At 39.3% G+C, this 13,376-nt stretch carries 11 protein-coding genes; 3 read left to right on the top strand and 8 right to left on the bottom strand.

Features of this window, described 5'->3' with window-relative positions; all coding sequences use genetic code 11:
* Nucleotides 1–305: 305 nt before the first annotated feature.
* Nucleotides 306–1,076: a YkyA family protein gene (locus LQ226_RS02105; RefSeq protein ID WP_231416194.1), complete on the bottom strand. Its 771-nt coding sequence runs from the start codon at nucleotides 1,074–1,076 to the stop codon at nucleotides 306–308.
* Nucleotides 1,077–1,324: 248 nt separating this feature from the next.
* Here LQ226_RS02105 and def point away from each other — a divergent pair, with 248 nt between their 5' ends.
* Nucleotides 1,325–1,879, top strand: coding sequence for a peptide deformylase (gene def, locus LQ226_RS02100; protein ID WP_231416193.1), 555 nt, complete (start codon nucleotides 1,325–1,327; stop codon nucleotides 1,877–1,879).
* Between the two features lie 214 nt (nucleotides 1,880–2,093).
* On the opposite strand, the gene LQ226_RS02095 is transcribed toward def, so the two are convergent.
* Nucleotides 2,094–2,876, bottom strand: coding sequence for a Cof-type HAD-IIB family hydrolase (locus LQ226_RS02095; protein ID WP_231416192.1), 783 nt, complete (start codon nucleotides 2,874–2,876; stop codon nucleotides 2,094–2,096).
* A complete protein-coding gene (locus LQ226_RS02090) occupies nucleotides 2,851–3,759 on the bottom strand; it encodes a DMT family transporter (RefSeq protein ID WP_231416191.1) in 909 nt (302 codons plus the stop codon). Before LQ226_RS02090 ends, LQ226_RS02095 begins: the two co-directional genes overlap by 26 nt.
* A 474-nt stretch (nucleotides 3,760–4,233) precedes the next feature.
* On the opposite strand from LQ226_RS02090, the gene LQ226_RS02085 reads away from it, so the two are divergent.
* Both LQ226_RS02085 and rnjA read left to right on the top strand, forming a co-directional pair.
* Nucleotides 4,234–4,443, top strand: a complete 210-nt coding sequence (locus LQ226_RS02085) for a DNA-dependent RNA polymerase subunit epsilon (protein WP_231416190.1) — start codon at nucleotides 4,234–4,236, stop codon at nucleotides 4,441–4,443.
* A 3-nt stretch (nucleotides 4,444–4,446) separates the two neighbouring features.
* Nucleotides 4,447–6,114, top strand: coding sequence for a ribonuclease J1 (rnjA, locus tag LQ226_RS02080; protein ID WP_231416189.1), 1,668 nt, complete (start codon nucleotides 4,447–4,449; stop codon nucleotides 6,112–6,114).
* A 156-nt stretch (nucleotides 6,115–6,270) separates the two neighbouring features.
* Here the strand turns inward: rnjA and LQ226_RS02075 are convergent, their stop codons facing one another.
* The 5 genes from LQ226_RS02075 to LQ226_RS02055 form a co-directional block, all read right to left on the bottom strand.
* Nucleotides 6,271–7,998 (bottom strand): pyruvate oxidase, encoded by a 1,728-nt coding sequence (locus LQ226_RS02075; RefSeq protein WP_231416188.1) that lies wholly within the window; start codon nucleotides 7,996–7,998, stop codon nucleotides 6,271–6,273.
* Between the two features lie 131 nt (nucleotides 7,999–8,129).
* Nucleotides 8,130–8,801, bottom strand: a complete 672-nt coding sequence (locus LQ226_RS02070) for a potassium channel family protein (RefSeq protein ID WP_231416187.1) — start codon at nucleotides 8,799–8,801, stop codon at nucleotides 8,130–8,132.
* Nucleotides 8,802–8,963: 162 nt separating this feature from the next.
* A complete protein-coding gene (locus LQ226_RS02065) occupies nucleotides 8,964–9,977 on the bottom strand; it encodes a cytochrome d ubiquinol oxidase subunit II (RefSeq protein ID WP_231416186.1) in 1,014 nt (337 codons plus the stop codon).
* On the bottom strand, nucleotides 9,974–11,326 hold the full coding sequence (locus LQ226_RS02060) for a cytochrome ubiquinol oxidase subunit I (RefSeq protein WP_231416185.1): 1,353 nt from the start codon (nucleotides 11,324–11,326) through the stop codon (nucleotides 9,974–9,976). Before LQ226_RS02060 ends, LQ226_RS02065 begins: the two co-directional genes overlap by 4 nt.
* 209 nt (nucleotides 11,327–11,535) lie before the next feature.
* Nucleotides 11,536–13,365: an ABC transporter ATP-binding protein gene (locus LQ226_RS02055; protein WP_231416184.1), complete on the bottom strand. Its 1,830-nt coding sequence runs from the start codon at nucleotides 13,363–13,365 to the stop codon at nucleotides 11,536–11,538.
* Between the last annotated feature and the right edge of the window lie 11 nt (nucleotides 13,366–13,376).

Genomic DNA, 13,376 nt, shown 5'->3' with positions numbered 1-13,376 from the left:
AGGAACATAATCGTTTTATAGCAGCTTAAATAAGTATCTGTTTCATACGTCTGGCAAAAAGTAATGGTACAACTTTTTCAACACTTAGTAGTTTAGCTCATGAATAACTATTTCGTCAAACACTTTGTTCCCACTACCGAATAATTCGATTTTTAACTATAAACGAATTTTATTAAACCAAATGCTCCCATATCTGTATCAGTTTTATTTTATCACTGTATCAATAACAGTTTCTTGCATTCCTTTTAAGGTTTACGCTCCTGCTCCTTTAATGGCATAGAAAAAGCTGTCCTTATAAGGACAGCTTATTGTTCGTCTTTCTGATCTTCATCTGATTGATTGTCGCTTGATTCTTTATCTTGTTTTTCTTCTGAAGAATCATCAGACGAGTCAGATGGTTGTTCATCTTCTGAGGAAGACTGATCAAAATCGATATTTAGATCGGCTACTTCGTAAAACTCTTTTTTCAATTCGTTATACTCTTTTGTTAGTTTGTTAAATTGATCGTTTTTCTCGATAACCGTTTCATAACTCTTGTTGATCTTGTTAACTTGTTCTTCTAGTTTCTCTTGTGTAAGTTCTTTGTCTTGGAACATGGTATAAAGTTCTTGATCAAGCTTGTTGGATTCTTCATATGCATTATAGAATTCCTGATAAGCTTCGTAGCGTTTGTTGAACGCATCTACCATCTCTTTTGCCTTCTGTTGAGCTTCTTCAGCCTCCAGGTCTTCAATAAGAGATTCTACATTATCGAATTCTTCCTTAGCTGACTCTATACTTTCTTTCTCAACTTCAAGCTTTTCCTGACGTTGTTCAACAACCGACAACGCTTCTTCGGATAATTCTTTGATCTTGTCAAAGTCTTTCATACCAAGGTTAATAATTTTGTTGTAAAGTTCAGTTTCTTGTTGCTCAAGCTGAACTAGTGGATCTTGCTGGTCCTCAAACGCATCTTCTAATGTCACAGCTTGTTCTAGATGGTCATATATTTTTTCAGCAGCAGATGGACCATTATTACACGCAGTGAGAAGGACAGCAGATAATAACAATACAGAGATTAATTTTCCTAAGCGCAATGTGTATTTCCTCCTTAAGGCGTTTCATTCTCCCGGAATTGGAAGAATCTTCACCAGTATATCATATTCATTAAGCAAAAAGTTACAAAACTGTTACAACTATGCATAGAATCTTATAGAATGATTCTTTGGTACTTTATGCAGTAATTAAGTAATCATGCCTCTGATGATGCTAAAGTTCCATAGTACCCTTTAAATGTGGTACACTATACATTATGAACAAGCTAGAAAGGATTGTGTAAAATCTTATGATAACGATGGATGATATTGTTCGCGAAGGACACCCGGTTCTACGCGAAGTAGCAGATGAGGTTACATTACCTCCTACTGAAGAAGAACAAAAAACGTTAGAAGAAATGCTTCAATTTATAAAAAACAGTCAAGATGATGAGCTTGCAGCACAATATAACTTACGCGCTGGCGTTGGACTTGCTGCACCGCAGATTAATGTAGCCAAAAGAATGTTAGCCGTCCACTTCACGGATTTCGATGATAAACTGTACAGCTACGGTCTTTTTAATCCAAGGATTGTTAGCCACTCTGTTGAAAAAGCATACTTATCATCAGGTGAAGGATGTCTATCCGTTGATCGCGACGTGCCAGGTTACGTTCCACGTTATGCACGAATCACCGTAAAAGGTACGGACCTTGAAGGCAATGAAGTGAAACTTCGTCTTCGTGGAATGGCATCAATCGTATTCCAACATGAAATCGATCATTTAAATGGCATTATGTTTTATGATCATATTAATAAAGATAACCCATTCCAGGAGCCGGAAAACGCATCTGTTATTGATTCATAATAGAATGGTGCGTTACCAACCTATTACAACAACCCTATAAGTGACTGCTCATAAACGTCCTGGAACTTTTCAGGGCGTTTTTTTACTAGAATAACTACCTTTCCATGTAATCCCCGTCTCATGTAAAATTAAACCCTTTTCATAACAAAGGGATGATCTGAACTATAATCATCAACTAAAACAAAAAGAAGCACCTTGTTAAAGGTGCTTCCACTCATTCATCTTCTAATAATCCAACTAACCTAAACCCATGAGATAGCCCATTTTCATCAACATTTTTCGTCACATAATTTGCTACAGCTTTTATCTCGTCTGAAGCGTTGCCCATAGCAATTCCATTTGCTACAAACCCTAGCATTTCACGGTCGTTTAAGCCATCTCCAAATGCGTACGTGTGCTGTTGGTCTACGCCTAACGCATTCATGAAATGCTTGATTCCTTCTGCTTTGGAACCGCCCTCTGGAATCACATCAATAGAATAATCATGCCATCTAATAAAATCTAGCTGACGAGGTTCTTCCTTGTACCTATCTTCTTCACCATGCTTACAAAATAGCAGGGCTTGATAAATGGATTTGCCTTTATAAAATTCGGGATCGATTTCAGGATAAGGTAACTTCAAGCTTCCAATACTATCGGTAATGTGCGTGTGATCACTTTCAGATGCTCTCATACCCGCTTCGTTCAAGAATACCATTGGGTGTCCCGATTGAATGGCTTGATCATACAGCGCCTCTAACTCCCCCTCTAGTAAAGGGTTCTCATAGATTACGTTCCCTTCATGGACCACATATTGACCATTAAAACTAATATAGGAATGAATTCCGAGCTCTTCTCTTAAATCTGCAAACATAAATGGAGCTCGCCCTGTTGCAATAGCTACCTCTATCCCTTTTTGCTGCAGCAGTGCTATAGACTTCTTCGTTTCTTCAGGGATTTTTTTATTATGATCGACAATGGTGCCATCAATGTCAAGAAACACGAGTTTGTTGCTCATGATGTTTCCCCCTTTGCTTTTTCCTCTTTTCTTGAGCCAAATATACGCCCATTAATACGAAAGCTAGACCAACCACCATACTTACCTTGATTCTCTCCTCCAGAAAAATAGATCCCCATAACAAAGCTGTGACAGGCACAAGATAGGTAACCATAGTAGCAAATTCAGCAGAACCTTTTTGGATCAGGTAATAGAAAATGTAAATACCCAGGCCAGATCCAAATGCTCCAAGACCTATTAATGAACCAAAAATAGACGGGGTGGTGACTAAACTCCAATTCATAGTACCACTAATACTAGTAAATATGAATGCGTACATAGCAGAGAAGGTTAACGTAATAGCGGCTACAGTTACTGCCGATACATCATTTAGATTTTTCTTTATGTACTGAGATGAAAATCCGTAGCAGATGGCAGCTACTATCATGGTAAGTGTACCGGCTAATCCATTTCGAACAAAACCGACCTCTCCCGGGTCCACAAGCACCATGATTCCAATGAAACCAATAGCAATGCCAAACCATTGCCTCCCTCTGATCCGAACTCCAAAGAATAGTAATCCTATGAGTCCCGCCCATAATGGCGTTGTTGCATTTAAGACAGATGCCAAACTCGACGTGATGGAGGTTTCACTTAAAGCAATAAGCCCCCATGGTAAAGCATTATTCGTAAGACCAACTAAAAGGAGCGACCCCCAAGGAAGCTTCGACAATGTTTGCTTGCCTTCAAAAGCATAAATCCCCCACAACACGACAGCACCAAATGTACATCTCCAGAAGACCACTTCCCATACAGACATAGATGAGACCAGCACTTTAATAAATAGAAAAGATGTTCCCCATATAAGGGAAAGAGTAAATAACCCTACATACAATCTTTTCATCTTTCTCCCCCTCCCTAAACCCTTTAAATGTAAAGGAATATTCACCCAATTTCAATCGATTAAAATAATCTCTGAAAAACACCCGTAAAGAACTATTTTATAGAGCATACTACGGAAAAGAATAAGAAAAAGTAAAATTCTCTTTAACCTATCTATTCAATTCTCGCTTAAAAGGTACTATACTAGAGACAAGAGGGATATGGTCGGCTAAACGTTTTTTTACAGCTTTTCTTCGTATAAGGAAAGGAGTTGTATGACATAATGTTAAAACGTTTGAAGAAAAAGCTTAGAAATCGTTGGAAAGATATCTTGAGTCGAAAATTATATGCTTAAGCTTTCACTTTATGATGCGGTGGATTACTACAATCTCTTAGCTAAAACATTCTATTGTTACCATATAGGTGCAAAACGTGCTATTATATTTACAGGACAAGAATACGGAAATTACTAGGAAGTTAGGAGAGATTTATAATTATGATCTTTAAAGTATTATTTCAAGAAAGGGCTGAAGAAGCTCCTGTTCGAGAACGAACCAAGAGTCTCTATGTAGAAGCAGAAACAGAACGTGAAGTACGAACAAAACTGGCCGATCGCAATATCAATATTGAATATGTTCAAGTGTTAAATGAAGAGCACTTAGAATATGAACAACAATCTGAAGATTTCCAAGTGGAGAATCTTTAACTCATGAAATTTGTTAAAAACGACCAAACCGCTGTATTTGCACTAGGCGGTCTAGGTGAGATCGGTAAAAATACGTACGGCGTGCAATTCCAAGACGAGATCATCCTGATCGATGCAGGAATTAAGTTTCCTGAGGATGAGCTTCTAGGAATTGACTACGTTATCCCAGACTACACTTACTTAGTGCAAAACCAAGATAAAATTAAAGGGTTATTCATTACCCACGGCCACGAAGACCACATAGGCGGGATTCCATATTTGCTTCGCGAATTAAATATCCCGATCTACGGTGGCAAATTAGCGATCGGATTAATTAAGAACAAGTTAGAAGAGCATGGTCTTTTACGAAATGCGAAACTTCATACCATCCAAGAGGATGAAATCGTTAAATTCCGTAAAACGTCTGTGACATTCTTCCGTACGACTCACAGTATTCCTGACTCCTATGGTATCGTTGTAAAAACCCCTCCAGGGAACGTTGTTCACACTGGAGATTTCAAGTTCGACTTTACGCCTGTGGGCGAGCCTGCAAATCTGCAAAAGATGGCAGAGATCGGAAAAGAAGGCGTGCTTTGCCTTTTATCTGACAGTACAAACAGTGAAATCCCTGATTTCACACTATCTGAAAGTCGCGTAGGCGAAAGCATTAACGATATCTTTACGAAAGTAAAAGGTCGTGTAATCTTTGCAACCTTCGCTTCGAACATCCACAGGCTACAACAAGTTGTAGAAGCATCCGTTCAACATAATCGTAAAGTAGCTGTTTTTGGACGTAGTATGGAATCCTCTATTAATATTGGAATAGAATTAGGCTATATTAACGCTCCAAAAGATACGTTTGTAGAGCCATCACAAATTAATCGTCTTCCTGCACATGAAGTTACGATTCTATGTACGGGTTCTCAAGGTGAGCCAATGGCTGCATTATCACGTATCGCAAACGGCACACACCGCCAGATTCAAATTATGCCAGGAGACACTGTAGTATTCTCCTCTTCCCCTATTCCAGGGAACACCGTAAGTGTAAGTCGTGTTATTAACATGCTATATCGTGCTGGTGCAGAAGTTATTCATGGTCCATTAAATGACATCCATACCTCTGGTCATGGTGGTCAGCAAGAGCAAAAACTCATGCTGCGTTTAATTCAACCGAAATTCTTCATGCCAATCCACGGAGAATTCCGAATGCAGAAACAGCACGCTAAATTAGCTCAAGAAATCGGAATGGACCCAAGTGATTGCTTTATCGCAGACAACGGTGATGTTCTTGCCCTTGGTAAAGATAATGCTATGATCGCTGGTAAAATTCCATCTGGCTCAATCTATGTAGATGGCAGCGGAATCGGTGATATTGGTAACATCGTTCTTCGCGATCGACGCATCCTTTCTGAAGAAGGACTTGTAATAGTTGTCGTAAGCATTAATATGAAAGAATTCAAAATTGCTTCAGGACCTGACATCATATCCCGCGGGTTCGTTTACATGAGAGAATCAGAAGACCTTATCAACGAAGCTCAAAAAATTGTTTCTAAGCATCTTGATAAAGTTATGGAACGACGCACAACTCAGTGGTCTGAGATTAAGAACGAAATCACAGACACCATCGCGCCATTCCTTTACGAGAAAACGAAGCGTAAACCAATGGTCTTACCTATCATTATGGAAGTGTAAGATCCCCTCTTAAACGGTTTATAATAAACCAATTATGTCATACAACAGCCCCCATCCTTTTGGATGGGGGCTTTCTTTATATAATCCGAGAAAACATATATCCAAATATCAACAAAAAAGTACAGAGCTATGTAAGCTCTGTACTTTTTTAAACCCTTAATTCAATAAGCGTTTCGCTCCTGTTTTCAAAGGAGGAAGTTCAATTTTTCCGCTTTCAAAGAATTCTTTAATTAAATACTCCGTGTAGTGAACGGCTTGTTCATACCCAATATTACCTGGTAAAGGAGCCTGATCTTCAATAGTTACATCGATAATCGCTGGCTTATCAGATAAAAACGCTTTTTGCATAGCCGGTTCAAGGTCTTCTCGTTTATCAACACGATAGCCTTCACCACCACAGCTCTCTGCAAACTTAGCGAAGTCCATATCACCAAGTTCTGTCGCATAATGAAGATGACCCATGGCCTCTTGTTCATATTGAATCATCCCGATCTTACTATTATTCAGGACGATCACTTTGAGTGGAAGCTTATACTTCACAGCTGTAATAAAGTCTTGCATGTTCATCGCAAAACCACCGTCTCCACAGATCGCAATGGATTGACGATCCGGATAAGCCATTTGACCAGCAATAGCTCCAGGTAGCCCACATCCCATCGTAGCTAGCCAACCTGAAATAATCATTTTCTGACGAACCATTGATAGATACCTAGCGACCCAAACCGTAACATTTCCTACATCACTTGAAATAATAGCGTCCTCAGGCATCACTTTCTCTAATTCATACATTACTTGAGGGCCGTTTATAGGATCTGTATGTTCACGCTTTTGCATTTGCATGCTAATGCGCCATTTCTCCATTTGCTTTTGATATTTTTCTAAATGATCCTGATTGTCTTTTGTTTCAATATGATCATTTAACCAGTGCAATGTATCAGCCGTTCGTCCTGCCAAACCAATTTGCACAGGATAGTGTTTCCCGATTTTACTCGGGTCAACATCAATCTGAATGGCTTTCGTATTTTTAGGAAGAAAATCTCGGTAAGGGAACGATGTACCGATGAGTAATAGTAAATCAGCTTCCATAATAGCATTATAGGCTGGCTGAGTCCCAATCTGTCCATGTTGCCCCATGCATAGTGGATGATTGTCTGGCAGAACTCCTTTTGCAAGCAACGACAGGATAACCGGTGAGTGAATCGTTTCCGCAAATTTCACTAATTCATCCTGAGCATGTGCCGCCCCTTTACCTGCCAGGATAACAGGTTTTTTAGATTGGGCTATCGCCTCTTTCGCTTCCATAAGAGACTTTTCAGAAGGAAAAACTTCAGTTTTCGCATGCACAGGAGAAGTTAGCTTCTCTTCATATTTTTGCTTTACAGCAGAAAGATCATCTGGAATCACTAGTACGGACACACCGTTGTTAACATAGGCTTCCCTTAGAGCTTGGTTGACCAAATCAGGTAATTGTTCCGCACTCTGAACACGTTTATTAAATACAGCCACTCCGTCAAACATACGCTCTAGATTCTCTTCTTGGAAAGCACCTGTACCTACTTCATCACTTGGTACTTGTCCAACTAAAGCAAGGACAGGAGCCCGGTCAGCTTTGGCATCATAAAGGCCATTTACCAAGTGAGCAGCACCAGGGCCCCCAATGGATAAGCAAACTCCAATATTGCCTGTTAACTTGGCATAGGATGATGCTGCAAGTGCTCCTACTTCTTCGTGACGTACTTGAATGAATTTCAGGTCTTCCTGACGACTTCTGAGATCATCCATTAGTTCGTTTATGGAATCACCAGGCATTCCATAAATATGGTCGATCCCCCAATCATCTATAAGTAAATTTGTAACGATTTCTCCAGTTCTCTTTGCGAACATAGCGATTCATCCTTTCTAAGTACAGTACCTTTATGCTATGCCCGTTATGAGGATATAAGAAACTTTTTTATGATAAAAAAAAGACAGCACTCCAGATAAGAGTGCCATCCTCTTCAAAATTTTTATGATCATTAGTCATCGTCTTCGACCACAAGGTTTTTCTCAAAACGAGAGATATCCTTATCTTCTCCGATAATGATTAGAACATCTCCTTCTAAAATAACTTCTGAAGCAAGTGGAGATACATTAATTTCTTTGTTGCGTTTAATACCTACAACGTTACATCCATAACGAGCACGGATATCTAAGTCAACAAGCGTATTGCCAATCATTTTCTCGCCTGCTTTCACTTCCACAACAGAATGGTCATCAGATAACTCCAAATAATCCAAGACGTTATTCGATATGATGTTATGAGCAATCCGTTTCCCCATATCCCGCTCAGGGTGAACAACCTGGTCTGCCCCGATTTTATTTAAAACTTTTTCATGGTAGTCGTTTTGAGCCTTTACAGTGATCTTCTTAATTCCAAGTTCTTTCAACATCAGTGTGCTAAGAATACTTGCTTGAATATTGTCACCAATCGCAACGATGACGTGATCTATATTTCGTATTCCAAGTTCTTTTAATACGTTCTCATCTGTTGAATCAGCTATGACGGCGTGAGAGGCGATATCTTTGTATTCATTCACCTTATCTTCATCGACGTCTATCGCCAATACTTCCATTCCTTCACGGCTTAGTTCTTTACAAATACTACCGCCAAATCGACCCAGGCCAATTACAGCATACTCTTTCTTCATGCCAGTTCCCCCAATCTTTCACTTTACCTTTCATCATATTACCACACAACGTTTAATAAAAGAAAGATTGTGTAGATGAGTAAAGAAAGAAATGGATCAATGGGTAAAACTGTCTCATAAAAAAGGACGAAACCGGTTTGATTTCGTCCTTCATGTAAAGCATTATTTCTTCCCCTTCACATACTCTGCATCAAATAAAAACATACGCATGAGCATGATTAAGGAAGGTATGAGCAATAACAGTCCAGCAATAAAGACAATCACTAATGCCAGACCCATTGTTTCATTCGTAACCGAACTTTCAATAGTAATAAAAGGTTCTAATAGATATGGTAGATGCCCTGCTCCATAACCGAAAAAGGCAAAGAAGAATTGAAACATCACAAATATAAACGCTAGTCCATATCGTTTTTGTTGATAGATCAATAATAGCGCGCCTAAGAAAAAAGCTACACTTAAACCAAACATCCACCACAAATCAAGCATATTTTCAAAGTGGCGATGGTTATGCTGGCTCATTGCAATGAAGGTCGTTAAACTTGCAATGATTGTAGGAGAACCCCAGAACAGGGTGTATTTCCTCATCAATTCAAGCGCAGGTTGATCATTTGCTTTTGAAGCATAAAAAGTTAAAAATGCTGCACTAATAAACAAAACAGATACAATCGCTAAAAAGACAACGCTCCATGAATATGGACTTGTTAACAATTCACCCGTTAATAGGCGTACCCCATTATCCGTTTCCTCTATAAAGCCACCTTCTGAGATGGTCATAGCTGTTGAGAGTGAGGCCGGAATGAGTAATCCTGTGGCGCCATATAAAAACATGAAGACATTACTCTTTTTAGACCCATAGTTTTCAAAAGCGTAAAATGATCCTCGAATAGCTAATAACACAATGGCAATACTACCAGGTATAAGAAGGGACTGACCAAAATAATAGGCTGAATCAGGGAAGAAACCGACGAGCCCCACGAAAAAGAAGACAAAGAACACGTTCGTAACTTCCCATACAGGTGATAAATAGCGACTAATAAGTTGGTTAATGATGTGGTCTTGTTTGGTGACTTTCGCATAATAAGCAAAGAAACCTGCCCCAAAATCCACAGATGCTACGATTAGATAACCATATAAAAAGATCCATAAGACTGTGATCCCAATCATTTCATAGCTCATTTAAGATCCCCACCTTTCTCTACCTGAGGATACCGTTTTTCTAACTCAAGTTCGGCAGGATTGTGTTTGAACATTTTCCTTAGTACAGATACAGCCCCTATACCAAGAACGATATATAAAGCTAAGAATAATAAGAACATCCACCCAACATTAGGAGAGGTAGTTGCTCCTTCTGCTACCTTCATAAATCCTCTCAGAATCCATGGTTGACGACCAACTTCTGCAAAGATCCAACCAAATTCCACTGCTAACATCGCTCCTGGACCATTAATGACAATCAACCAAAGTATCCATTTGTTGTGTTGATTCCATTTCTTAATCTTAGTTAATAGCAGATACAAGAACGATACTCCTAAGGCATACATGCCAAGCATCACCATTAAATCAAACATATAGTGAATCCAAAGTGGTGGTGTTTCATCTTCAGGAAACTCATTTAGTCCTGTTACTTCACTATCAAAAGATCCGTGTGCTAAAAAGCTCAAGGCATTTGGTAATCGAATAGCATTTTGTACTTCATTATCCTCATTTAAGGTACCAAATACAACCAGGTCTGCTTTCTCTTCTGTTTCAAAGTGCCATTCAGCAGCAGCTAATTTCTCTGGTTGTTCATCTGCAAGGAATTTAGCAGACAAATCCCCCGCCACTGCTGTCATGATCGCGAATATAAAAGTCGCTACCATCGTAAGCTTTAAAGCTTTTTTATGATAAGCTGACGACTTCTTCTTTAAAATAGCAAAAGCAGCGATCGCTGCTAATATGGCAGCTGACGTTAAGTAGCTTGATGTCACCACGTGGAACACCTTTGTTGGTGTAGCCGGATTGAACATCGCTGCAAGTGGATCAACGGAGGTTAACGTTCTGCCTTCTAATTCAAACCCTTGAGGTGTATTCATAAAAGCATTGACCGTTGTAATAAAGAAGGCCGACATGGTCGATCCGATAATAACAGGTATAGAGAGTAACCAGTGATAGATCGGATTCTTAAAACGATCCCACGTATATAAATAAGCCCCTAAGAATATAGCTTCAAAGAAAAAAGCAAAGGTTTCCATAAACAGTGGCAGAGCAATGACATTTCCCGCAACTTGCATAAAGCTAGGCCACAATAATGAAAGCTGTAATCCAATAGCTGTCCCCGTTACAACCCCGACAGCTACTGTAATCGTAAATCCTCGTGTCCAACGTCTTGCAAGCAGCGTGTAGTTAGGGTCTTTCTTTTTAATTCCCACAAATTCCGCAATCGAAATCATAACAGGAATCCCGACACCTACCGTGGCAAAAATAATATGGAAAACCAGAGTTAAGCTTGTTAACATCCGGCTCATCATGGCACTATCTAATTCCATTGTGCCTGACCCCCTTCATGTATTAAACCATTTGGTTCATTTATCGTTATGGGCTCTTTACCCTATTTCCAATGTAGTTATAGTATAAACCCTCATTCATTTTCTTTGGGAATGTACGAATGACAGTTTTGTGACATATTTCACAAACTCATTTATTAAGAGTGATCTCCATAAAAAAACTCTAACCTAATGAGGTTAGAGTTTCTTTGTTACATAGCATCGAGCATCTGGAATTGTGTTTTAACGAGCTCAAAGTATTCCCCTTTGAGCTCCATTAACTCACTATGATTGCCTTGTTCTAAAATACGTCCATGCTCTAGCACAATAATATTGTCAGAATCACGAATCGTAGATAGACGGTGAGCAATTATAATGGCTGTTCGCCCTTTTAATAATCGGTTCAATGCGTTTTGAATTTTCACTTCTGTCTCTGTATCAATGGACGAAGTTGCTTCGTCTAATATCAAGATTTTCGGATCCGCTAGTAAAGCACGCGCAAAGGATAACAGTTGACGCTCTCCGGCAGAAAGAATATTCCCACGCTCTTCTACCTCTGTTTCATAACCATTAGCGAGACGTTGAATGAAATCATCCGCACCTACTACTTTAGCAGATTCCATGACTTCTTCATCTGTAGCATCAGGGCGTCCAAAGCGAATGTTCTCCATAATCGTACCAGAGAAGATAAACGTATCTTGAAGAACGACACTAATTTGCTGACGCACACTGTTTAACTTAACGTTTCTTAAGTCATTTCCATCGATCTTAACTGATCCATCAGTAGGATCGTAAAAGCGGCTAATCAGATTAGCGATTGTGGACTTCCCGCTTCCTGTATGACCTACAAGCGCTACAGTTTGACCTTGCTTAATCTCTAGGGAAATATCATGTAAGGCTACACGATCCTCATCATATGAGAAACGAACATGATCAAATTCAACATGACCTTTCATATCTGGCAGTTCTACTGCGTCTTTCCGATCTTCTACATTCGGTTCTTCATCTAAGAATTCAAAGATTCGTTCTGAGGCAGCCATGGCCATAAGTAGTTGATTATACATCTGTCCGAGTCTTGAAATAGGCTCCCAAAACATTCCTAAAAACGTAGAGAACGTAACAAATGTACCAACCGTTATCTGGTCGTTAATAATTAAAAATGCACCATATGAGATCAGGATGACCGTACCAACCGCATTACTCATCTCAACGAACGGTCGGAACATAGCACTTTTCTTCGTGGCATTCCGCCATGATTCAAAGTTATCACTATTTACCCCATTAAAATATTCCGTGTTTTCTTTCTCCTGAGAGAATGATTGGGTAATGCGAATCCCCTGAATGCTTTCATTTAAGTGAGAGTTTAGACGGGATTGCTGAATTCGTACATCTTGCCATGAGCGCCTGATGTTTCGGCGTAGTTTTGTTGAAATAAAAACCATGATTGGCAAGATGACCATGATTGCTAGTGCAAGTTTAGGACTTAATACAAGCAAGATCACGACAATCCCTACTAATGTAACAACATCCATTAAGAGGTTAATGATTCCGTTTGTAAAAAGCTCTTGTAATGAATTGATATCATTCATAATTCGAACAAGAATGGAACCTGCTGATCGATTATCAAAGAACTTGTGTGACAATCGTTGGACGTGTGAGAATAAGTGCTTCCTTAAATCATAAATGACGTTCTGTCCTAATATATTCACCCATTTAATCCGTAACGTATTCCCTATAAAACTTAATATATATAAAATAGAGATACCGATTACGAGTTGAATAAGTAAATTGGTATTTTCCTCTTCAATTGCAAGATCAATCGCAACTTTACCAATTAATACAGGTACAATCAGTCTTACGATCGTTGATATAAACATAGCAATGATCGCGGCAGGGAGCAGTTTTTTTGAGTATGGCTTTAGATACTCTAGCATTCTCCCCATCTGCTGCCAGTTAAAAGGCTTTTCAATGGCCTGATCTTGCGTATATTTAAAACGCTCGAGATGAGGACTTTTATATTCTTGTTTCGGTGCTTTCGCCATGTCTCTCCCCC

Source organism: Pontibacillus sp. HN14, from assembly GCF_021129245.1.
In the GTDB taxonomy this organism is placed as follows: Bacteria; Bacillota; Bacilli; order Bacillales; family BH030062; genus Pontibacillus.
The sequence above is the reverse complement of the archived record's forward strand: the minus strand, read 5'-3'. Positions and strand labels throughout refer to the sequence as shown.

Excerpts from the sequence above, each read along its gene's own strand:
- def (WP_231416193.1), top strand. The coding sequence starts at position 1,325 with ATGATAACGATGGATGATATTGTTCGCGAAGGACACCCGGTTCTACGC.
- LQ226_RS02095 (WP_231416192.1), bottom strand. The coding sequence starts at position 2,876 with ATGAGCAACAAACTCGTGTTTCTTGACATTGATGGCACCATTGTCGAT.
- LQ226_RS02090 (WP_231416191.1), bottom strand. The coding sequence starts at position 3,759 with ATGAAAAGATTGTATGTAGGGTTATTTACTCTTTCCCTTATATGGGGA.
- LQ226_RS02085 (WP_231416190.1), top strand. The coding sequence starts at position 4,234 with ATGATCTTTAAAGTATTATTTCAAGAAAGGGCTGAAGAAGCTCCTGTT.
- rnjA (WP_231416189.1), top strand. The coding sequence starts at position 4,447 with ATGAAATTTGTTAAAAACGACCAAACCGCTGTATTTGCACTAGGCGGT.
- LQ226_RS02075 (WP_231416188.1), bottom strand. The coding sequence starts at position 7,998 with ATGTTCGCAAAGAGAACTGGAGAAATCGTTACAAATTTACTTATAGAT.
- LQ226_RS02070 (WP_231416187.1), bottom strand. The coding sequence starts at position 8,801 with ATGAAGAAAGAGTATGCTGTAATTGGCCTGGGTCGATTTGGCGGTAGT.
- LQ226_RS02065 (WP_231416186.1), bottom strand. The coding sequence starts at position 9,977 with ATGAGCTATGAAATGATTGGGATCACAGTCTTATGGATCTTTTTATAT.
- LQ226_RS02060 (WP_231416185.1), bottom strand. The coding sequence starts at position 11,326 with ATGGAATTAGATAGTGCCATGATGAGCCGGATGTTAACAAGCTTAACT.
- LQ226_RS02055 (WP_231416184.1), bottom strand. The coding sequence starts at position 13,365 with ATGGCGAAAGCACCGAAACAAGAATATAAAAGTCCTCATCTCGAGCGT.